This window comes from Erysipelothrix enhydrae (assembly GCF_035066605.1).
Classification (GTDB): domain Bacteria; phylum Bacillota_I; class Bacilli_A; order Erysipelotrichales; family Erysipelotrichaceae; genus Erysipelothrix; species Erysipelothrix amsterdamensis.
This window is the reverse complement of record NZ_CP125807.1, coordinates 1,319,453-1,339,704: the sequence shown is the minus strand read 5'-3', so window position 1 is coordinate 1,339,704 and position 20,252 is coordinate 1,319,453. Positions and strand designations below refer to the sequence as shown.

The window sequence follows — 20,252 nt, the reverse complement described above, 5'->3', positions numbered from 1 at the left end:
ATCATTATTTTTTATATTATGAAAGAGGATGGTTAAATGCCAAATGTAATTGATCTTCTAGAATTCTTAGGTGCTCCAACTACAATTCTAAAATATGTAGCTCTATTTTTTTTATTATGGTTAGGTTATAAATATCTCAGTCAATTTATAAAAAATAAGAAAATTATTGACGTGGTAGTCATAGATGAAATTGCACTAATATACAGAACGCCTGATAAAAGACCTTTCCCGCATGCTCTATTTAAACTTAAGATATCTAATTTAACGAACGAACCGATTTCAATTTCTGATATAGAGTTTAAATCCGATACAAATTTATATAAAAAATCAACACCTCTAAACCGTATAGATAATATTTTTATTGGAATTCCTGTCGACGATCATTCTCGAGATTTTAATTTACCTAGCCCAAGTTGCATTAAAATTACAGAAGAGTTTTGCAATAATCTTTGGTTAAACAAAAAAGAGTCAAGAACTGTACATGTTTACTTTTATAACTTTCCTAAAATACCTACCAATGAAACAATTACCCTTCTATTTGTTATAAATAATAAAAAAATTCCGAAGGATATTAAAATTATACAAGGTATGAAACCGAACGCATATTTAGGTTGAATTTAACCAAGATAACCTGTATGTTATTTTAATTTTTGAAACACTCAAAATACGTTATTTTAAAGGCGTATGATGAGTGTTTTTTATTTTGATACTTTTTGTAATTTTACACACTAACTTTTATGCATCTTCTAGCATTATATTCCCTCTGTTCTCTAATTTTTGCCGAGCATGATTTGCCCATTTCTCAACTGCGTTCATTACTTCATCTGGTGCGATTTTATTATGTTTACCTCTACACTGAACAACTGTATTACGATTAAATTCGAGTGTGTACAAAGGTTTTTCTTTTTGATTTTTTTCTCGAATAAATACAATTGTAGTTTTACCCTTTGCATGATTATTTATATACATTGCCCCGCCTACACAATGGTGCAACATTTTTCCCTCTAAAATTAAATCATTAGCACTTTTAGGAATCAAAAAACTGTAATCATCAATCACTTCCTCCAGATGCTTTAGTTCTTTAAATCTTTCCTCGAATTCTTTCAATTCTACATCTCGTTTTCGCCGATTCAATAATTCAACTGCGTTATCATGCGCATTGCATAAATTGCTTGGTAGCAGCACATTGGTTTCTTCAAGTGGAATATTAAGTTCTTTCATTAGATCAAGATAATCGAAATAAGTCTTTAAATCAATTTTGTATTTCAATACCCAATTTTGAAACTTAGTAATTCCAATTCTTTTGGGAACACGTTTGATATCGTGGTAATTCATATACTTATGGATTCCAGGAACAACAGTTCCCCCTTTGTTTAATATCCTTTGATTTAACTCAAACTCTTTAAAGGACACGTCTGAATCTCTGAGTAAATGTTTGTTTTTCTTTAACCACTTTCGGTTAATGGTTCTCATATCTACATTTATATTATTCAAGACTTCATGCGAAATTTTCTTGGCATTTATTTTTTTGTAAAAATTCAATTTCACGTCTAAATCTATACACATGACTTAATTGACATCGATTGATTTGGTTTTTACCAAAACGAATATACTTGAGTTCCGATATTGTTCGAATACGTTTTTCCCAATCATTGTCATAAAAATGTGTCAGATAATAAGGTCCCCCCATGATACCGTAGATGTTTGATAACCCATATACAAATTGATTAAACTGTTGAGTAACTTTAATGTGATGATTATCCTCGAATATCTCAAGATTCGTTAATTTTCGTTCTAAGAATTCTTTACCTTGCTTTATAACTATCCAATAGCCATACGATTGAATTTCTATTCTCTTTGTTGTGACCAATACAATTGCAAACGAGTAAAACTTGCAAGGAAAGGATAAACATGAATTTTTAGTAAGTCGCTTTGAGACAATTATCGAAGAATTTCTCGTTGTAGAAATGATTTGCTTCTGTTTGTTCTTCCACTCATATACAGGTATTTGTGATTCACACCAATCAAAAAAATGCTTTGATGGTTTTAATTTACGAGTAACGTAATCCTCTGGTTTCATAGATCAAAAATAGATAGTTGTACTTCGTCAGAAGTATCATTCCTTCTTTTCATTGCATTGCGTCTTTTACGTTTCTCATCATTGTCTACTTTTTGCTTAGTATTAGTTTTTACAATGACGTTTTCATTTGAAACATTTGTGGAAGATAGCATAAAGTATTCTTTAACCCAACTAAATACAGCTTCATCAGTAGCAATTCCGTAATTGCCACTTCTTTTAACTTTCGAGGCACAGTATGATAATGCTTCTGCTAAGTTTTTGCCCTTCTGAAGTATCCCTGTGAATAATTCAGTATCGTTTTGATCCGAAATCCAATTATGAATCTTGTCAATAGCATCGTTATTCGAGCGGTTTACTTCTTCGAGCAATTTGTTGAGTGCTTGCTCTTTGATTTTATTCATGATACTTCCTCCTCGAATTTCTTGAAAAAGTCACCGATGCCCATATGCGAGGGATAGATTTTGCTAATTTCATAATTGATAATGATGTCCTTCCCTACCATTACCCCCACAACTCTAATCAAATCTCCTTGATTTAGCCACTTTCCGTTCAGATATTGGCTCTTTTTTAATCTCCAAGTGGTATTTACTCTTGGAACACAAATCACGCCGCTATAGCGATTTATGAGCGTCTGAATTTCTTTCAAGTATATACTCTTGTTCTTGCTTGATTTTGATTTTTGATATCGCTGCACAAGAGAGAGTAGCAATTCATAATCTAGATGTGCTTGTTTCAAAAATTTATATGATGTCACACTCTTTCTCCTTCTCTTTTTGACTATTTGTGTTTTTCTGATGAATCAGATTCCGAATGTTACGTTTTACCTGATCTACATTTATTTCAGTTTTGCAATCATTTGTATAAGTCGGCTGTTTAATTTCAAAAGCATGAAATCTTTTGGACGACATTGGTTTATCACAATTTTTGAAATCTTTTATTTCATCCTCCCACCGCTCACCATTCAAATATGTTGTTGGCAACGGAATATATTTCCCCTCTGCTTTCTTCCAATCTTGACAATTTACTCTTCTCTCCAAATCTGAAATAATCGTTTGCGCAAGTTTTGGATTTTTTCGAATGATCCGAATTAATTTTGTTTTAGCTTTCTTCTTGTCCTGCCGTTTTGGATAAAGCTTCCAAAACATCTCAAAAACTTCATGGGGACTATAGGGGTTATTATTAATCTTGTAATATTCATTACTTGTATTATTATCTACGACAATTTTGCGGATAGGGGTATCCTCAGATTTGCTGGTACCCTCCCCGCAATTTTGCGGATAGGTATCTGCAATTTTGCCTATAGGGTCGTGTGTCATTATTTCAACTTGTATAACCCGTTTATCGATTTCTTTAGAGTTCTCTTTATACAAAATTTGAATGCTGATATAACCTAATTTAGCAAGTTTATTAATACGTCTCGAGATTGTGTCTTTTGAAACATTATAAAGACTTGCGAAATACTGGTTTGAGGCCCAACATTGACCGTTCTTTTGAGTGAGTGCGGTAATTTCAGAATATAAGATCTTATCACTATCACTAAGTCGTGTATCATAGCGAACATGTGCTGGAATTATTGAGTAAAAGTTTGGGTGTTCGATATTCATAAAAATGTCTCCTTCATTAATTTCATTACTTTGAATCTTCCATTCATAATTTTTACATTTTGATTTGTGCTCCATATCAAACGATTTATTTCAATTCCTGTTTTTTCAGAAATCTCTTGTAATGTTCCTTTACAGATTATTTTTTGATCAATTATGTCATAAATTAAATACAATCTTATCGCTCCTTCTTTAAGTTTTTATAGTGAACAATTAGCACAGAATATCGTCTCAAATGCGGCAGATAACCTGTATATTATTTTGATTTTTAAAAATAAGTTTATAGTAACTTATGAGTTGATATTATTCGTCAATTATTTTTTTATACTTTTTGTAATTTTAAAAGTTGTACAATTAATTAAATTTGTGATAAGATATCAATACAAAAGCACTTGGTCATCTACGGAGCCAGGTTAGCGCATATTCCCTTCCTATTAGTTTAGGGAGGGAATTTTGTTTAGGAGCCAACATGAAACCATTTCTTTCTATCGAAAAACAGATTGAACTTATAGACAGTCGAGGAATGTCAATTACTGAAAATCCAAAGGCATACCAATTTCTTTTAAGAAAGAATTATTACAATACAATGAATGTTTATGGAAAAATATTTCTTGACTCAAATTCCGGAAAGTTTATCAATGGTTCCTCATTCAATGAAATTATGCATTGCTATTACTTCGATAAAGATTTAAGAGAAATAACTTTAAAAATGTCCTTAGAAGTTGAGGCTAATGTACGTTCAACTATTTCACACTATTTTTGCGAACAAAATCCAGACCATCATTCTTATATGAATCCACTTTGCTTTAGGCAAACTCACATTAATGCTCCTGAGGAAGAAAAATTCATTAAGAGTTTTATTTATCTACAAGAGCAAATTGACAAGTTTTTTTGTCGAGCATATAAACCCGGAAAACAAACGGGCACTCCTATCGAGCATTACATGGTTCGATACCAATCCATTCCGCTTTGGGTGATGATTAACGAATTCACACTGGGCGACTTATGTACTTTTTACAGTCTACTTGATTTCTCCTTACAAGATAAAATAGCAAAATGCTTCTCAACAAATTTATCTCTCGAATATGAAATTCAAATTGCTTTAAATCGAAAAGAGTTTTTAAATTTCCTATATGCAATCCGAGATTTAAGAAACAGAGCTGCTCATGATAATACTTTAATTTTCTTTAAAACCAATCAAAATGTTACTTTTAATAATTTCTTACATCCATATCATGGAATTACTAAAAGAGAAGGTCGTCAAAATTACTATCATTCGATGATTACTATGCAAATGTTTTTAAATAAATCAAATTTCTTATTTTTCGAAAAAGCTATTGCCAAGAAGATCAGAAATATTTCTAAAAAAATCTCTTCTGTTGATATAAATTACTTAACATCCTTTCTTGGTTTTCCAACAGATTGGCATTTACAGGAACGTTTACAAAATAAGCAACCTTCAAAAAAAGTAAAACCATGAGAAATCTACATTTGTTCCATTGTTTTTTGATAATCTTCTAAAGTTCCTCGAGTATAGATTCTTGTTGTTTCTACAGAACTATGTCCGAGGATATCGGACAATTGAGCAAGTTTAATATCACCTGTTCGGTCAACGAAGTTAAATCCGAAATAGTGTCGAAAAGCATGAGGATGTATTTTAGATTTATTAATCTTACACTGACCTGCAACTCTTTTTAGTCCGTTATATATCTGATCATATGTTAATGTGAATAATGGTCCATCTAATTTATTTCTTTTACAGTATTTTCTCAGTTCTCTTGCCAACTTGCCTGGTAAGGGAACTTTTCTTATTCTGCCTTTATTATCAACTGAAACATATTTATTTTGTATTGACTTACTATTAAAAGATTTAAGCTCATCAACGCGTATTCCCGTGCTACCCATGAGCTTAATAATGTAGTGTAATTCCATTTCTCCATTTGCTTTTGCTTTATTATACATACGCTTATATTCGTGCTTGTAAATTCGATTCTGCAAGACGTTTTCTGTTTGTCCCGTGACTTTTGATACTCGAAAAATCCCTACGTCGCAGTAATATAGGAATCTGTTTACTGATGTTATATAAGAATTAATCGTTGACACCTTTTCATATTCATCCAACAAATCTTGCTTAAAACAGATGAGATCATCTTTCGTTAAATATGAATCATCTGAAGTATATCGATCAATGAGTCGCTTTGCTCCCCTTAAATAAACTTTCTTTGTGCTTTCCGAAAATTCATGTTCATGCAAGCTTTTGGGATATTCCAAGTAGTATTCTTCAAGGTCTGATCGATACAATGTAGGAATCTGTTCAAGTTCTTTTTGAATCGCTTCAAGTTGAGTTTGTAAAAAGGCTCTCTTTGAATTCTGATTTAAGTTTTTTGCCTTTTTGGGCATTTTACCTCCCCCTTTCAATTATTGTGAAATTAAGTTTTCTCTGTTTCATAAACTTTTGACACATTATATCTTTAGACTGCTACGGTATAGTAGGAAAGGAGGGATTAAGTGGGATTTTATCTATACAACAAAAATAAAACGGACGGTGTTTACTATGAAGTCCATGTTATCACCTGCAATCATTTGCCTGACAAGATAAATCAGGTTTCACTGGGCGTATTTAGTAATTGTCATGATGCGATTAGAAAAGCACAAAGAATGACCGATAATCGTGATTTTGATGGATGCAAGTACTGCTGCGGAAATTGTCACAACGGATAAATTATTTAGAACAGCGTGTTTTAGTCTAGCGTTGTTCTTTTTTTAGTTCTTCGTTGTAAATCTCCATGAATTGTTGGAAGTCATCATCACCACACTGACAGTAACGTTGCCTTATTGCCTTTATTTCCATGCTGTATACTTCCCAATATTCGATTAATAGTGAATTTAAGGCTTCCAAGCCCGACTTTTGCGAATCATAAAAGCAATACTCTGATCCACACTTAATCCCTCCTGGATTGTTATATTCGAGCCATAATTGGCTCGTACCATTTCCTGTTTCAAGTCGCCATGTTGCACTTACGAACGCAACAAATTTAGGATCTCTTCATTTAGGTTCACTCGTAGTCGAACTCTCTAAGGATAAACTTTGATTGTTCTTCATTATTTCAATTTCTTTAACCATGTTTGTTTGCTCTTCCAATAAATTATTGGTTCTTATTTTAATGTCATTAATCAAGCTACGATTCTCTGATACTAAGATAAGCGTAAAAATTGAAAGCATTAATAGAACTATGGTGACAAGCATTGCTATGCCACAAAAAATTCGTTTTAATCTATACATTTGCACTTACGATGACCTCCTTAATCATTGCTTAATTACTCTCAATAACGGGTAAAATATCTTTTTCTTTTAACAACTCATACAAGAAAAGTCGCCCCTTTTGCGTCCATTTCGTATTCATCACTGTCTTTTCTAAATTAAAAGCATCTTCAATAATAATTGTTTCCGAATGGGTGTATCCCTTACCTTGATGCTGCTTATACAATAGCCATTGATCCGATTGTTTGTATTGAACTCCATATTCATGGAGTAATTTATTCATTGTCTGACCACTCATGCCATAATCTTTAGCAATCTGGGTAATTGTTACCAAGGATTTAGATTTCAAGATTTTATCTGTATAATCGGCCTTGGGCTTCAATTCACCGATTAGTTGGTTTTTAATCTCCAGTTCTTTTTGTTGTTGAGCGGCTAGTGCTAATGCATCCGAAAAAGTTGAAGGAACTTCGTATTTTTCGAAACGACGAATATCTTTTAAAATTATTTTTATTCTTTTCTTGAACTGCTTTGCAATGGGTTTTCGCGATTGCATCAATACTTCATACAAACCGTCTTCAGTGAGAAACCACATTTCACGTTTTTGACCTGAAGCAAGGATTGTTTGCATCAGCTTTTCATCTTCATCTATAGTTTTAATCATTTCACTCGCACGACTATGTTCAATCCATTGAGCAACATCTTGAGCTAAGAATAGAGGATTATCAATACTTCCATAAATTTTGAATCTTTTATCCAAGATTTCAGTTTCTTTCAATACAATAATATCTTTCATTTAGATCTCCTTTCCATTAATTACTTTGCAGGTAGTACTCTTACTCTTTTCAAAAATGATAACTACGTTTTATCATTTCTGCATCGCTTCTTCTTTTTATTCCGCCACTCGTGAAATAATTTTTGAGGGACTCTATTTTCAAACATTTCAAACTCTAGTGTTTCAATCTCGTATTTCTTAACATCATCAAATATGCGAGATGCATGTTCATAACTACATGCTAAATAGTTCTTAATATCTGTTTTATAAATATATTGTTTTTCCTTGCCATTTTTGGAATAAATCATGTTATATCCTATCCTCCGAAAAAAGTACATGAAAAGTAACAATTATAACGAAAATTCAAAATTTCAATCTTAAGAATCAACTTCAGTGTTTTTCGAATATAATAATTAAAATCTTGATTGGTATTCAAGATACCATTTTTATTTAAAAAAATTACAAGTTCAACTTATTCAAAACTTTCTTTTCCATTGACTTAAATTCCTCAATATCTTCTAATTTTACATTAAAGTTTCGCTTTATAAATATAAAATCTGGCAATGTCCAATTTATCAATCCTTGCTCTTTTTGCGAGTATGTAGATTGAGCAAGACCCATTTTAGATGCCATCTGTGATTGTGTAAGATTTGATGATTTTCTTAACATACGAATATTAATATTATTCATTGCACCCCTCCTGTTTGGTATCCTCAATACCAATTTATAATAAGGTTTCGGTATTGTCAATACCAATTATTAGATTTATTGATATTTTTTTTGTTTATATTATAATGGTATTACCAATACAAATTAAGAGAGAGGTTAATTATGAATCAAGATGAAAAAGAAAGATTAGGACTTATTTTAAAAAAATACCGTATTAAAAACAATATGACTCTAGAGTACGTTGCTGATAAACTCAATATTACTCATAAGTCTGTTCAATTTTGGGAACAAGGAAAAAATGAAATCAAATTATCAAAACTGATAGCTATTTCCAAACTCTATAATATTTCGATAGACTCTATATTAGAAGAAGCAAATATTAAATAACAAAAATATTTTAAATGGGGGGGATTATGTTAAATCGTAAAAATAATCTAATCAAAAAGTTAAATGTATTATTGAAAGATATCGTATTTCTGTTACTCAAAGCGCTATACTTATTTGTTAATGTCGTAGCGATATTTTGTATATTTAGCGAAATTATCCTATTCTTTTCTCTTTTTAAAGATCAAGAAAACGTCGGCGCTTTTTTTACATGTTCAATAATTACGGCTATAGTTGTATACATACATTTACACCTAAAAAAAGAAATTAAGAAATTAGAACTATAGAGGACTTCAAATATAAATCCACAAGTAAATCATATCAACAATGATAATTTGGTTTCTTCTGACAAATACGAACCTAAAAACTCATTTATAAATATTGATAAAAAGAAGAAAAGCGATTCTATAGATGAAAATCTAAATAATAGTAAAATTGGAGTTCCTGAAAACATAACAAAAAAAATAGTAAAGAATAAAGTCTATTCTAAAGTTTCCAAGGAACAATCAGAATATGAATTAAGCGAAGCAATAGCTTTAGACCAAAACGTTTTGAATGACCACGACTTGTTAACTCGTATCGTTGAATTTGTTGTTCATGAGAGTACTTTTAGTCAAAAGAAATTACAAAATGAATTTGATCTTGATTTTATAACACTCTCTTCATATTTAGATACACTAAGAACGCTTCAACTTATAGATTACAAAAACGAACGAATTAATAAACATTTTGATCTTTCAGATATTATTTTAAGAATAGAAAATGCTCGTACATTTCATAAAGATTTAATAACACGAAAGAGATTTGAATCACTTAAAAATCACTCTGAATTCGAAGATTTTATAATTGACCTTGTAACAAAACTTGATTATAAAATTATTAAAAAAGTTCCACAAGTCAATAATCAAAGTGTTGATTTTATTGCAACAAAAGATAGAGTTAAATTTGCATTTCAATGTAAATTTCATAATACACCAATAAACTATGGTAACGTCAAAGAAATAATTTACGGAGTAAAATTTTTCGATTCACACGTTGGCGTAATTGTAACCAACAGTAGTTTTAGAAAATCTGCAAGAGAACTTGCAGATTCAAATAACATTGTACTTTGGGATGGCGATGATTTAGTAAGACTCATTAACTCTATAAATTACTAATAGCTATAGCTAACAAAAAGATAATTAAACAAACTACCTTTTAACGATCTCATAACTAGTGAAAGGATGATTTTAGTATGCCTGTTTATAAAGATCAAAAACGAAATACCTGGTATTTTGATATCAGGTACCGAGACAGTTTGGGAAAGGTAAAAAGCATAAAACGACGCGGATTTAACAGTAAACAAAAAGCAATAAATGCAGAGCGAAAATTCTTAAAAGAAATGAAAAAGGACGATTTACCAAAATCGAGAATGTCTCTTAGAGAAATAGGAATAGAAATGGTTGAATTATCAAAATATGATGTTAAAGAACAAACATATAAAGCAAATTTATACAAAGTAAATCAATTTATCCCTGATACTGCTATTGCATCCATTACACTAAGAAAAGCATTAGCTTGGAGAAATTCATTGGCAGAGATTAAAACACCTATTCGCCATAAAAAAGACGGTTCAACCATAGGTGGTAAACCGTATTCAGTTAAATATAAAAATGAAATCATTGCACTTTATAAATCGATATTCAGATATGCAGTAAAGATGGAGTATATATATAATGATGTCTCTATCAATTTATCCCCATTTAAAAAACAATTTGAAGATATGACCAAATACAATATTATCGATTATGAGACTTTTATGGAGGCCTGGAAAAAACTCCCGGAAAGGACCCTCGTAAATATTTATTTCAAATTATTTATTTTACTCGCATTTTCTACAGGTGCTCGACGAGCTGAGTTAAAAGGACTCACTTTTAAAGATTATGATGGTAAAGGAATTTCAATTAATAAATCTGTCACAGGAAAAAATTCTGATCGTGCAAAAATAGAAAAGACTAAAACTGCCGCTTCCGTCCGATATGTTGAATTAGATAACTTTACGGTCACTCAAATGAATAATTATATCGAATTTATTAAATCAAAATTTGATGTAAAACAATCAGACTTTATTTTTGGAATCAAAACTCCTCTTCCAAATAACACGATACAATACGCATTCAAAAGAATGGGGCTTGAATGCAGGTTACACGATTTAAGACATTCACACGCGACGCTTCTAATACAAAATAACGTCCCAATTAATATTGTTTCAAAAAGACTAGGACATTCAACAGTTGAAATGACTCTAAAAGTATATACCCATGCATTTGCTGAAAGTCAGGATAAAGCTGTTGATGTATTAAACAAAATGACCTCTACCACTTAAATGTATCCCCACTGTATCCCCATGCCAAACTTAAGCATAAAAAAGCCCACTATATAGTGGGTTATTTTCATATTGGTGCCCGAGGACGGACTCGAACCGTCATGAGTTTTACCTCGCTGGATTTTGAGTCCAGTGCGTCTACCGATTTCACCACTCGGGCATGTTGTTTGCTTAATAATAATATCTTAAAAGGGGCTTAAATGCAACCTAAAACTCAAAGTATTTCACATAAATAACGAATTAATTTATTTCTAATGAAAATAAAAGGGTTCACGTATGTGAACCCTTCTATTTCTTTAAAATTTGATCTTTTAATACTTGGTATTGTTCTTTATTAATCTCGAGGGGTTCATGGCGCATAGCACGCTCGATTTCAGTAAGTGCGCGTTGGTCATGACCATTTTCTTCCAAGATCATCGCTTTACGGAAATACCAAACACCTTTAAGTTCCTCAGGGGATTGTTCGATCAAGGTATCAATGGCTGCGAGTGAGTCCATATCGTGATTAATAAAAATTGATTCATCCAAATCCAGTTTCTCAAGAAGTTGGGTGCGATTATCCATATCTGATTCACGAATAAAGGTACGCAGTGCTTCAAGTGCTTGTTTGGTTGATTCAACTTCATCACGCATTAATGCATATTCATAAAGCTTCATTAAGTACTCTAATTTTTGATTGCGGTTCATATGAAGTTTCTCCATACTCTGTGCAATGCTTTGAACCTGCTCACTGTCATTTACACTCATAAAATAATTAAGTTTAAAAAAGTTACGGTTAAATGTGGGGATGGTCAGTTTCGCTAGCCAACTATCAATGTTTTTCGTGAAGGTTGGGGTGTCACTTTCCATAAATGCTTTCATTGCCTTATCACTCGCTCTTTTACCTAGTAATCGGATTAAAAGTTGGATTGCGATAAATGCAACGACAAAGATCATAAATATTTTTAAGTAATCCATGGCTTCCTCCTATTTGGAATATCTAGTACTATAATAGACTATTTCACGTAATAATGAAATCCCTATCATCATTATTCAAAGCTTTCAAATTCGATAATCCCACATGCAACCCCAAGCATTTCCGGATGTTTGTATGCATCACGTTGTAATTGGGTTGTTTTGTTCATGCGACTGATTTCATACATATCGGTTGTTCCATAGATGCGTTCCAGTGCTTGATATCGGTTATGGGAAGAAGCAATGACTTCGAAGCGATTTCCAAACTGAACGATATGGCTGTTTGGATCACCAATTAGAGCCATAATCCCGCGATGAATTAACCATGTTCGGGTAATAAACGCTTTAAAATGATGTTCGGGGAAGGTCTTTGTAAAGAAGTCATGCGCTTGTTTGAGTGATGCATCGATGGCTTGTGGTGATAAATCGGCATCACGTTTGATATGAATGTTAAGCATCATGGTGTTTTCAGGAAAACGGTGTTTTTGTTGTTGGGGTAAGTGCATGGTGTCATGACCACTCCGTTCAATCTCCGCATAACTGAAAGGAAAGATTTGATAACGCAAACTTCCAAGTTCAAACATTTCAAAACGGAACATAAAACGTAACCAGATGACATCGCTATCACTAAGTCCATAATGATCATTGGACTTATGATAACGTTCAATACGGTAGTTTAGGTCTTGAATGCTGGCGTTAAAGATTGCATCGTCAATACCGCGCTGAATATATTGTTCTTTGAGCTCAGGAAGCATATAAAGCGTTCGCATGAGCCGTTCTTGGGGATTGAGTTTCAAGATAGGGAGTGCATTCTTTTCACCCATATACGGCTTCTCACAGGTTTCCAAGACATAGTGATAGTTATCGTATTGTGAGATTAGGATTGAAATTGCATCTTCATTAAACTGTGCTGTTTTTAATAGTTTCTTAAGCATTAGGCCACCTCTTTCATAAATTGGAAAAAAAAGACATCATGAAGATGTCTTTTAAGCATTAATTGAGAAAATGTCTTCAGACTCGGGTGTTACCGATTCCCCTTCTTTAAGAAGCGTAATGGATTGACCTGAAGTTAGAATAAAAGGACTCATTAAAGATTTTCCGTTTTCACGGATATAATCAAGATCCACAGTGGTTAACAGATCACCTTGGGTAACCTTATCCCCTTGCTTCACAACACCATTAAATCCTTTACCATTAAGTTCCACCGTATCAATTCCTAAATGAATTAACATCTCCACACCACTTGCATCCGTAATGCCAAAGGCATGACCTGTAGGAAAGACCAAAGTTACATCACCACTGATGGGTGCATAGACCTTACCCTCAGTAAGTTCAAGGGCATAGCCATCCCCCATCATTTTGGTTGAGAACACTTGATCTGGAACATCCTTAAGGGCTAAGACGGTACCGGTACCAAATGAACGGTATGATTCTTTATTTTTTTTAAACAAACCAAACATAATATCGTCCTCCAATCGGTTACTCTAATTTTATCATATTATTTTAAAAATAAAATTGCTAAGTGTTTGAAATTTACGCATAAATTTCGTAAACGATTTCGGATATGGCGACTAAGCCTTGAAATCGTGAAGTGATTCAAGTAATGCCACTAAGAATTCGTAGGTACGGTCAAATGACGCAATATCCAAACGTTCATCCGGTGTATGAATATCAAACATAATTGGACCAAAACTTACGATATCGATATGGGGCATTTTACCCTTCCAAATTCCAAGTTCCATTCCACCATGTGTTGCTTCGGTTTCCATGTCTTGACCACGAAGTTCTTTATAAACACTCATTGTACGCTCGCGTAATTTTGACTTCGCATCATAGTTCCATCCAGGGTAACGTGACGTAAACTCTGTCTCAAGATCATTTTGTGCTGCAATCCACTCAACTTGACGCATTACCGTATCCAAGACAAACGCTTGCGTTGCACGAATTGACATGGTGATTTCAAGTTCTTTTTCGTCTAAACGAACCGTTCCAATATTTGAAGACGTGATGACCAAGCCTTCAATTGCTTTACTCATTTGAATTACACCGTAAGGAAGCATAAAGAGTGCATCCACAACACGACGTGTGTCTGCTTCACATAAAGCACGCGTTGTATGACCTTCTGTTAAGGTAAAGTTTAAACCCGCGTCACTGAATTCATATTGTTCTTTAAAGCCTGCTTCCATTTCTTTAAACCATGCTTTAAATCCTTCAATATCTTTCATGGCTAAGGTGAAATCATGTTCACGCGTAATCGCGTTCATTTTTAAACCACCCTCAGCTGCTACCACACGGAAATCAAATTGATCGAGTGCACGACGCATAATGATTCCTGCAATCTTGGAAGCATTCCCACGCTCTTGATCAATTTCACCACCTGAGTGACCACCTAAAAGACCACGAATTGATACGGTAATTGTATCCGAATCAATCTCTTCAAATTGTACTGCCTTAGCAAGACGTGCACGCACACCCCCACATGAGGATACATACGTTTCAACTTCACCCGATCCATCCAAACCAATGCATAATTCTGACTTAAGCATTGATGTATCCAGTTCAGTCGCACCCGTTAATCCCGTTTCTTCTTGAACCGTAAAGACACATTCAAGCGCAGGATGTCCCATTTCTGAGTCCGCTAAAACTGCCATCATATACGCAACCCCGGCACCATCATCAGCACCCAGCGTTGTATTATTAGCATAAAGCATCCCATCTTTAATAATCAGTTCGATTGGATCCACATCGAAATCATGATCACTGTCTTTGTTTTTTTCCGCAACCATATCTGTATGGGATTGAAGCATTACAGTTGGTGCATTTTCATAACCTTGAGTTGCCGGCTTAAAGATAATCACATTCCATAATTCATCTTGGATGTAGTTTAAACCTAATCCTTTCGCAAAATCAACTAAGTGATTACTGATTGCTTCTTCATTAAACGAAGCACGAGGAATCGCACTGATTTCTCTAAAATATTTCATTACAACTGATTCACTCATAAAAGACCTTCTTTCTTGTTATTTGTCGTATAAATCATATCACATTCCTTTGAAATATCACATAAATCAATTATATTATTAATAAGGAGGAGCAGTATGAAAAAATTTATCACAGAATTCAAAGAATTCGCAATGCAAGGGAATGTGATTGACATGGCAGTTGGGGTTGTTATCGGGGGTGCGTTTGGGAAAATCGTAACGTCACTGGTAGCAGATATCTTTACACCACTTATTAGTTTATTAACCGGAGCCGCAAACTTTGAGGACTTGAAATGGGTTATTAAACCTGCAGTCGGTGAAACACCTGCCGTTGTCATGAGTTACGGAAACTTCCTACAAGCAACAATCGACTTTATTGTTATTGCTTTATGTATCTTCATGGTCATCCGCGCTATGAATAAATTTAAAAAAGCACCTGAAGTTGTGGAAGAAGCACCCGCACCAAAATCAGATGAAGTTGTCTTGCTTGAAAACATCTTAGAAGAACTTAAGAAAAATAAATAGTCGCTGAAAAAGCATAAAAAAATAACACCTATTATAAGCGGTGTTATTTTTCTTATAGTAGTATTATAGCTACCATAATAGATTTTGTCTCCCAAACTAAATCCACCATGTCTAAGATTCATCACGTCTCAGACACGTCTATTATATCAAATTTTTCTTACTTTTCAAATGCTTCTTGCAAGCGTTCGGTTAAGTATGTATTGCGTTTGGCTTCATGGTGATTTTCAACCGCAGTATTAAAGGCTTCCAATTCACCCACTAAGACTAGTGATTTCGAAGATCGCGTTGCTCCGGTATAGTAAAGACGACGTGATAACATGCGGTAAAAATCCCGCACCGCTACAAGAATCACAATGGGATATTCCGATCCTTGTGCTTTATGAACACTCATCGCATAAGCATGGGTAATGTTTATATAGGAAGAGGGTTCATATTCGACGAAGTTTCCGTCAAAATCAACGACCAAACGTTTGGCTTCAACTTCCACAAGCATCCCAATATCCCCATTAAATACAAAATCGTCCGGTTGATTTTTAAGTTGAAGGATTTTATCCCCTTCCCTAAAAATACGTGTCCCATACATGATTTGTGCTTTTTGAGGACTCTCAGGATTACACATTTTTTGTAGGAAGTGATTTAAATTATCAATCCCAGCCGGTCCCGAGTACATGGGTGCTAAGACTTGAATATCGCTTAAATCATAACCACGTTGCATGGCTTCATCCACAACCTTTAAAACAATATCTTTGACACTGCCATAACGGCTATCAAAGAAACGAACATCACGATGATAATTTGAAACATCCAAAAGACCTTGATTCATATTAACGGCTAAGTCAATAACTTCAGATCCAGCCTCTTGACGGTAGTTTCGTTCTAAGGAAATTGTTTTAAATACTTTTGATGCAATTAAATCGCCTAACACAAAACCACTGCTAACCGATGGAAGCTGATCTTTATCACCCACAAACAGCAGTTTTTTTACCTTTTCCGATGCTTTTAAGATATGAGCAAGAAGCCATGTATCCACCATTGAAAACTCATCGATAATTAAAATATCGGTTTCTAATGGGTTTTCTTCATGCATACCAAACTTATTGGATTCCAAATCCCATTTAAGTACAGAGTGAATCGTAGCGGCTTGGACGTTGGTTAATTCTTCCAAGCGTTTTGCGGCACGTCCAGTCGGCGCACACAAGGTAATATGTAACCAGGGACAATTTGCTTGGAGTAATGTGACCACACCTGAAAGCAAGGTACTTTTCCCCGTTCCCGGCCCACCGGTTAAAATCATGACATCTTCACGTAAAAAGGACTCAATGGCTTCACGTTGGGTATCATCAAATTCAATGCGTAACTGTGATTCAATCGATGCAATTTTAGATTCCAAATCATCCAAATCAAAATCATAACCTGAGTATTTAAAATCCTTAAGGGTTTCGGTAACATAAACTTCACTATCATATTGTGTACGGTGGTAAAGACGGTCACCATCTTCAATTAATTCACCGCTTTGAACCAAAGCTTGATATGCCGATTCAACACGCTCTGCATCGCCCATTCGTACCCCATCAAACAATATGTCTTTGTTTATAAAACTGTCACCAGCCCCAAAACAAATTGTTTTATAACGGTCAAGGACCAGTGCCTCAACACGCAAGGGATCATCCAGCGCATAGCCAAGCGACATTGCGACTTTATCGGCCGTTTTAAATCCAATACCATCGACATCATAAACAAGTCGATAAGGATTTTCACGAATCACTGAAATCGCATTATCACCATATTCTTTGGTTATTTTAATAATTTGCTTATTTCCAAGTCCATGAGCAAGCAAAAACGATACCGAATCTTCTTGCGCATCTTGTTTGCGAATCACCGAAACAATCATTTCCGCTTTCGCTGCCGTGATGCCCTTAACCTCAAGTTTAAAGGACTCATCTTCACGAATTTGATCTAATACATCTTCGCCATAGGTATCCACAACTGCGGTTGCCGTTTTTTGGCCAATACCAGGAAAATTGGGACCACTTAAAAAACGAATAATGAAATCACGGTGTTGGGGAAGCATTTGTTTAAAAGCAATAACGTCAAACTGCATTCCATAACGTGGATCTTCGACGTAATCCCCTGTAAACTCATAAAACGAATCCAGTTCTAATGTCGCCAAAGGACCCTTAATGGTCATCGGTTTTTGATTGCTATTGAAAAGAACAATCCGGAAAATACCATATCCAGATTGTTCATTTTTAAATATACATGTTTCGACAGATCCTTTAATCGTTTGTTCCATCATCTTGACCTCAAATCTAACCTAAAAACATTGGTAGAATTACAATTAATGTGGCGAAGGCATTATTCAACATATGGACAAAAATTGCTCCCCATATTGAACCGGTTACCTCAAATGCCATAATCATAAAAATTGCCATACCTGAATAAGGAATCAAGTAAATCAGTTGCGTTAAATCTCCCGTTGTCATCATGCTGGGTAAGATATGGATTAACCCAAAAAGCAGACAGGAAATCGCAATACTCGAATAATATGATTTTTCAGAACGTAGAGATTGGTATAACGCCCCACGAAAGACAATCTCTTCCACAATGGGCGCAAATACAATCGTAGCAAACATATTTAAAAACGGAAAACTACGTAAACCTTCATTAACCGCATCTTGGTTTGCACTAACCGCACCACTTCCTAATATTAGTTGAACCAACAAGCCCAGTGCAATATTAAATAAAAGCATAAGGCCTGTTATCCTAAATACGGGAAGAATGTTTGTGCGCATATTGCGTCTAAAAAAATAAAAACTTGCTCGCAATTGCTTATAAACGATTGCGACCATTGATATCAGTGTAAATAGGTAAATAAACATCGCTACACGCGGAGTAACAACCCCTTGTGTACCACTAACCCAAGCACCTAAACGTGGGTAAAGGTATTGATATCCATAAAAATAATTTACAATCACAAGAACTACTTGTAAGGGTGTAAACTCAAATTGCCCCTGATCGAGATCATAATTTCGAATCATACGTTACTTCATTTCCATTTGTATCAAAAACACGGTCAATGCGACCACCACCAAGACAAGCTTCACCAAGGTAGAATACCGCTTCTTGACCCAGTGTAACCGACTTCACGTCATCAATCATTTCAACACGGAGTCGCGTCTCATCGACCCAAGCTATACGCACTTTTATATCTTTTTGACGATATCTAAATTTTGCGGTACATTCAAGATCCACTTTTTCATCCGCAAACCAGTTCATTTCCGCAATCTCGGCAGCACCTGCAAAGAGCATTGGATGGTCTGCCCCTTTTCCAACATAGATACGGTTTGTTGATAGGTCTTTCCCCACCACAAACCATGGGCCTACAGCGGTACTGATATCTAAACCATGACGTTGACCTATTGTATAGAACATAACACCTTGATGTTTTCCGAGCACTTTTTGTGTATCCACATCAATAATATCCCCTTCCACATCCTTAAGATAGTTTTTGAGGAAATCACGATATTGGCGTTCACCAATAAAACAAATACCTGTAGAATCTTTTTTGGTTGCTACCGGTAAATCTAATTCTAAAGCGATACGACGAACCTCGTCTTTGGTTAAAGAACCTAATGGGAATAATACCCGTGGTAACACTTCAGGACGAACACGACTTAAGAAATACGTTTGATCTTTATTTTGATCGACGGCACGATACATTTTCCCATCACGTGTAATGGCATAATGACCGGTCGCAAGTGCTTCAAAACCATTCGCATCCATAAAATCATAGAATGCATCAAACTTCACAAAACGATTACATAAAATATCCGGATTCGGAGTATTCCCGCGTTCAGTTTCTGCTAAGAAAAATGAGAACACATGATCCCAATATTCTTTAACGTAATCCACGCGAAGTAATTCTAAACCTAAATGGTCAGCAACACGTTTCGCATCATCATAGTCCACTTCTTGTGAACACATATCATCTTTAATGGTTGGGTTTCCCAGAATATCATTATTCGCAAAAGAATCCCAGTTACGCATAAAAGCGCAAGTAACATCATGTCCTTGCGATTTTAATATATGAGCCGCGACTGCGCTATCGACGCCTCCAGATAAACCTACTAATACTTTCATTTTTCATCATCTTTCATTGCCATGCTGCATGACCCATACTTTGGACAGGTTGGATCACACGAATGTCTGTTTGCCGAACGTAATTCCGGCGGTAGAAATGCATCGATTTCTTCTTCATCATACCCCACTAAGAATGATTTATCATTCATAATGATTGGACGTTTTAAAACAGATGGATGTCGTTGAATAAATGTAATTAATTCACTCATCGATAATTCCTCTAAATCAAGTTGTGATTCTTGCATCACTTTCGAACGTTTAGAGATAATATCTTCCGTACCGTTTTCACTTCGCATAAGTAAATGTTTAATTTCTTTTTCGCTAAGAACCGATGTAAATATGTTTTTTTCAATAAATTTTAAATTCCGATCTTTAAGCCATTGTCGAACTTTTCGACACGACGCACAACCAGGAGATGAATAAAGAACAATCATGTGCAAACCTCCCTTTTAATCAATTATACATTTTATATGTATATTTTGAAAGACCTAGAAAATAATTCTAGGTCATAATTCATGA

Annotated in this window: 22 protein-coding genes and 1 tRNA gene; 6 read left to right on the top strand and 17 right to left on the bottom strand. The window is 34.4% G+C overall.

The annotated features are described in order from the left end of the window. Positions 1 to 36 precede the first annotated feature (36 nt). A complete protein-coding gene (locus LLS04_RS06615) occupies positions 37 to 615 on the top strand; it encodes a hypothetical protein (RefSeq protein WP_275143756.1) in 579 nt (192 codons plus the stop codon). Between the two features lie 120 nt (positions 616 to 735). Here LLS04_RS06615 and LLS04_RS06610 read toward each other — a convergent pair whose 3' ends face one another. The 4 genes from LLS04_RS06610 to LLS04_RS06595 form a co-directional block, all read right to left on the bottom strand. Beyond that, on the bottom strand, positions 736 to 1,548 hold the full coding sequence (locus LLS04_RS06610; RefSeq protein ID WP_323610923.1) for a PcfJ domain-containing protein: 813 nt from the start codon (positions 1,546 to 1,548) through the stop codon (positions 736 to 738). Positions 1,549 to 2,076: 528 nt separating this feature from the next. Continuing rightward, positions 2,077 to 2,481: a Cas9 inhibitor AcrIIA9 family protein gene (locus LLS04_RS06605; RefSeq protein ID WP_323610922.1), complete on the bottom strand. Its 405-nt coding sequence runs from the start codon at positions 2,479 to 2,481 to the stop codon at positions 2,077 to 2,079. After that, positions 2,478 to 2,834, bottom strand: coding sequence for a hypothetical protein (locus LLS04_RS06600; RefSeq protein ID WP_323610921.1), 357 nt, complete (start codon positions 2,832 to 2,834; stop codon positions 2,478 to 2,480). Before LLS04_RS06600 ends, LLS04_RS06605 begins: the two co-directional genes overlap by 4 nt. After that, positions 2,821 to 3,684 carry a helix-turn-helix domain-containing protein gene (locus LLS04_RS06595; protein ID WP_323610920.1) on the bottom strand — a complete coding sequence of 288 codons (864 nt, stop codon included), beginning with the start codon at positions 3,682 to 3,684 and terminating at the stop codon, positions 2,821 to 2,823. The genes LLS04_RS06600 and LLS04_RS06595 overlap by 14 nt, the downstream gene beginning before the upstream one ends. A 466-nt stretch (positions 3,685 to 4,150) precedes the next feature. Between LLS04_RS06595 and LLS04_RS06590 the strand changes: the two genes are divergently transcribed. Then, complete coding sequence (locus LLS04_RS06590; protein WP_323610919.1) at positions 4,151 to 5,161, top strand: Abi family protein; 1,011 nt, start codon at positions 4,151 to 4,153, stop codon at positions 5,159 to 5,161. 5 nt (positions 5,162 to 5,166) lie between these two features. Here LLS04_RS06590 and LLS04_RS06585 read toward each other — a convergent pair whose 3' ends face one another. The 4 genes from LLS04_RS06585 to LLS04_RS06570 all read right to left on the bottom strand — a co-directional run bounded on the left by LLS04_RS06585 (position 5,167) and on the right by LLS04_RS06570 (position 8,405). Further along, positions 5,167 to 6,081: a tyrosine-type recombinase/integrase gene (locus tag LLS04_RS06585; protein ID WP_323610917.1), complete on the bottom strand. Its 915-nt coding sequence runs from the start codon at positions 6,079 to 6,081 to the stop codon at positions 5,167 to 5,169. A gap of 646 nt (positions 6,082 to 6,727) precedes the next feature. Further along, positions 6,728 to 6,928: a hypothetical protein gene (locus tag LLS04_RS06580; RefSeq protein ID WP_323610916.1), complete on the bottom strand. Its 201-nt coding sequence runs from the start codon at positions 6,926 to 6,928 to the stop codon at positions 6,728 to 6,730. Between the two features lie 67 nt (positions 6,929 to 6,995). Continuing rightward, positions 6,996 to 7,736: a phage antirepressor gene (locus LLS04_RS06575; protein ID WP_323610915.1), complete on the bottom strand. Its 741-nt coding sequence runs from the start codon at positions 7,734 to 7,736 to the stop codon at positions 6,996 to 6,998. A gap of 438 nt (positions 7,737 to 8,174) precedes the next feature. Continuing rightward, a complete protein-coding gene (locus tag LLS04_RS06570) occupies positions 8,175 to 8,405 on the bottom strand; it encodes a helix-turn-helix domain-containing protein (RefSeq protein WP_275157870.1) in 231 nt (76 codons plus the stop codon). A gap of 141 nt (positions 8,406 to 8,546) precedes the next feature. Between LLS04_RS06570 and LLS04_RS06565 the strand changes: the two genes are divergently transcribed. From LLS04_RS06565 to LLS04_RS06555, 3 genes are all read left to right on the top strand, one after another. Then, on the top strand, positions 8,547 to 8,771 hold the full coding sequence (locus tag LLS04_RS06565; RefSeq protein ID WP_275157871.1) for a helix-turn-helix domain-containing protein: 225 nt from the start codon (positions 8,547 to 8,549) through the stop codon (positions 8,769 to 8,771). Between the two features lie 332 nt (positions 8,772 to 9,103). Further along, entirely contained in the window at positions 9,104 to 9,925 is an 822-nt protein-coding gene (locus tag LLS04_RS06560) for a restriction endonuclease (protein ID WP_323610914.1), read from the top strand. Between the two features lie 77 nt (positions 9,926 to 10,002). After that, positions 10,003 to 11,133 (top strand): tyrosine-type recombinase/integrase, encoded by a 1,131-nt coding sequence (locus LLS04_RS06555; protein ID WP_323610913.1) that lies wholly within the window; start codon positions 10,003 to 10,005, stop codon positions 11,131 to 11,133. Between the two features lie 73 nt (positions 11,134 to 11,206). Here LLS04_RS06555 and LLS04_RS06550 read toward each other — a convergent pair. The 5 genes from LLS04_RS06550 to pepD form a co-directional block, all read right to left on the bottom strand. Beyond that, positions 11,207 to 11,293, bottom strand: a tRNA-Leu gene (locus LLS04_RS06550). Positions 11,294 to 11,421: 128 nt separating this feature from the next. After that, positions 11,422 to 12,090, bottom strand: coding sequence for a hypothetical protein (locus tag LLS04_RS06545; RefSeq protein WP_323610911.1), 669 nt, complete (start codon positions 12,088 to 12,090; stop codon positions 11,422 to 11,424). Positions 12,091 to 12,161: 71 nt separating this feature from the next. After that, on the bottom strand, positions 12,162 to 13,022 hold the full coding sequence (locus tag LLS04_RS06540) for an acyltransferase domain-containing protein (protein WP_323610910.1): 861 nt from the start codon (positions 13,020 to 13,022) through the stop codon (positions 12,162 to 12,164). A 51-nt stretch (positions 13,023 to 13,073) separates the two neighbouring features. Further along, a complete protein-coding gene (locus LLS04_RS06535) occupies positions 13,074 to 13,547 on the bottom strand; it encodes a PTS sugar transporter subunit IIA (protein WP_323610909.1) in 474 nt (157 codons plus the stop codon). A 111-nt stretch (positions 13,548 to 13,658) separates the two neighbouring features. Then, a complete protein-coding gene (gene pepD / locus LLS04_RS06530) occupies positions 13,659 to 15,089 on the bottom strand; it encodes a beta-Ala-His dipeptidase (RefSeq protein WP_323610906.1) in 1,431 nt (476 codons plus the stop codon). 96 nt (positions 15,090 to 15,185) lie between these two features. Between pepD and mscL the strand changes: the two genes are divergently transcribed. Then, the gene (mscL, locus tag LLS04_RS06525; RefSeq protein ID WP_323610905.1) at positions 15,186 to 15,593 is read left to right on the top strand and encodes a large-conductance mechanosensitive channel protein MscL; all 408 of its coding nucleotides are present in this window, start codon (positions 15,186 to 15,188) and stop codon (positions 15,591 to 15,593) included. A gap of 157 nt (positions 15,594 to 15,750) precedes the next feature. Here the strand turns inward: mscL and recD2 are convergent, their stop codons facing one another. Genes recD2 through spx form a run of 4 tightly spaced genes read right to left on the bottom strand, consistent with a single transcriptional unit; the run spans position 15,751 to position 20,167 of the window. Further along, entirely contained in the window at positions 15,751 to 17,889 is a 2,139-nt protein-coding gene (gene recD2, locus LLS04_RS06520; protein WP_323610904.1) for an SF1B family DNA helicase RecD2, read from the bottom strand. Positions 17,890 to 17,902: 13 nt separating this feature from the next. After that, entirely contained in the window at positions 17,903 to 18,631 is a 729-nt protein-coding gene (locus LLS04_RS06515; RefSeq protein WP_323610903.1) for a CPBP family intramembrane glutamic endopeptidase, read from the bottom strand. Next, positions 18,615 to 19,733: a tRNA 2-thiouridine(34) synthase MnmA gene (gene mnmA, locus LLS04_RS06510; RefSeq protein WP_254006308.1), complete on the bottom strand. Its 1,119-nt coding sequence runs from the start codon at positions 19,731 to 19,733 to the stop codon at positions 18,615 to 18,617. The genes LLS04_RS06515 and mnmA overlap by 17 nt, the downstream gene beginning before the upstream one ends. After that, positions 19,730 to 20,167 (bottom strand): transcriptional regulator Spx, encoded by a 438-nt coding sequence (gene spx / locus LLS04_RS06505; protein ID WP_003773302.1) that lies wholly within the window; start codon positions 20,165 to 20,167, stop codon positions 19,730 to 19,732. The genes mnmA and spx overlap by 4 nt, the downstream gene beginning before the upstream one ends. Between the last annotated feature and the right edge of the window lie 85 nt (positions 20,168 to 20,252).

Coding starts and splice junctions, on each gene's coding strand:
- LLS04_RS06555 (WP_323610913.1), top strand. CDS start 10,003: ATGCCTGTTTATAAAGATCAAAAACGAAATACCTGGTATTTTGATATC.
- LLS04_RS06580 (WP_323610916.1), bottom strand. CDS start 6,928: ATGCTTGTCACCATAGTTCTATTAATGCTTTCAATTTTTACGCTTATC.
- LLS04_RS06590 (WP_323610919.1), top strand. CDS start 4,151: ATGAAACCATTTCTTTCTATCGAAAAACAGATTGAACTTATAGACAGT.
- spx (WP_003773302.1), bottom strand. CDS start 20,167: ATGATTGTTCTTTATTCATCTCCTGGTTGTGCGTCGTGTCGAAAAGTT.
- LLS04_RS06515 (WP_323610903.1), bottom strand. CDS start 18,631: ATGATTCGAAATTATGATCTCGATCAGGGGCAATTTGAGTTTACACCC.
- mscL (WP_323610905.1), top strand. CDS start 15,186: ATGAAAAAATTTATCACAGAATTCAAAGAATTCGCAATGCAAGGGAAT.
- LLS04_RS06605 (WP_323610922.1), bottom strand. CDS start 2,481: ATGAATAAAATCAAAGAGCAAGCACTCAACAAATTGCTCGAAGAAGTA.
- LLS04_RS06535 (WP_323610909.1), bottom strand. CDS start 13,547: ATGTTTGGTTTGTTTAAAAAAAATAAAGAATCATACCGTTCATTTGGT.
- recD2 (WP_323610904.1), bottom strand. CDS start 17,889: ATGATGGAACAAACGATTAAAGGATCTGTCGAAACATGTATATTTAAA.
- LLS04_RS06575 (WP_323610915.1), bottom strand. CDS start 7,736: ATGAAAGATATTATTGTATTGAAAGAAACTGAAATCTTGGATAAAAGA.
- LLS04_RS06570 (WP_275157870.1), bottom strand. CDS start 8,405: ATGAATAATATTAATATTCGTATGTTAAGAAAATCATCAAATCTTACA.
- LLS04_RS06615 (WP_275143756.1), top strand. CDS start 37: ATGCCAAATGTAATTGATCTTCTAGAATTCTTAGGTGCTCCAACTACA.
- LLS04_RS06595 (WP_323610920.1), bottom strand. CDS start 3,684: ATGAATATCGAACACCCAAACTTTTACTCAATAATTCCAGCACATGTT.
- LLS04_RS06565 (WP_275157871.1), top strand. CDS start 8,547: ATGAATCAAGATGAAAAAGAAAGATTAGGACTTATTTTAAAAAAATAC.
- LLS04_RS06545 (WP_323610911.1), bottom strand. CDS start 12,090: ATGGATTACTTAAAAATATTTATGATCTTTGTCGTTGCATTTATCGCA.
- pepD (WP_323610906.1), bottom strand. CDS start 15,089: ATGAGTGAATCAGTTGTAATGAAATATTTTAGAGAAATCAGTGCGATT.
- LLS04_RS06585 (WP_323610917.1), bottom strand. CDS start 6,081: ATGCCCAAAAAGGCAAAAAACTTAAATCAGAATTCAAAGAGAGCCTTT.
- LLS04_RS06540 (WP_323610910.1), bottom strand. CDS start 13,022: ATGCTTAAGAAACTATTAAAAACAGCACAGTTTAATGAAGATGCAATT.
- mnmA (WP_254006308.1), bottom strand. CDS start 19,733: ATGAAAGTATTAGTAGGTTTATCTGGAGGCGTCGATAGCGCAGTCGCG.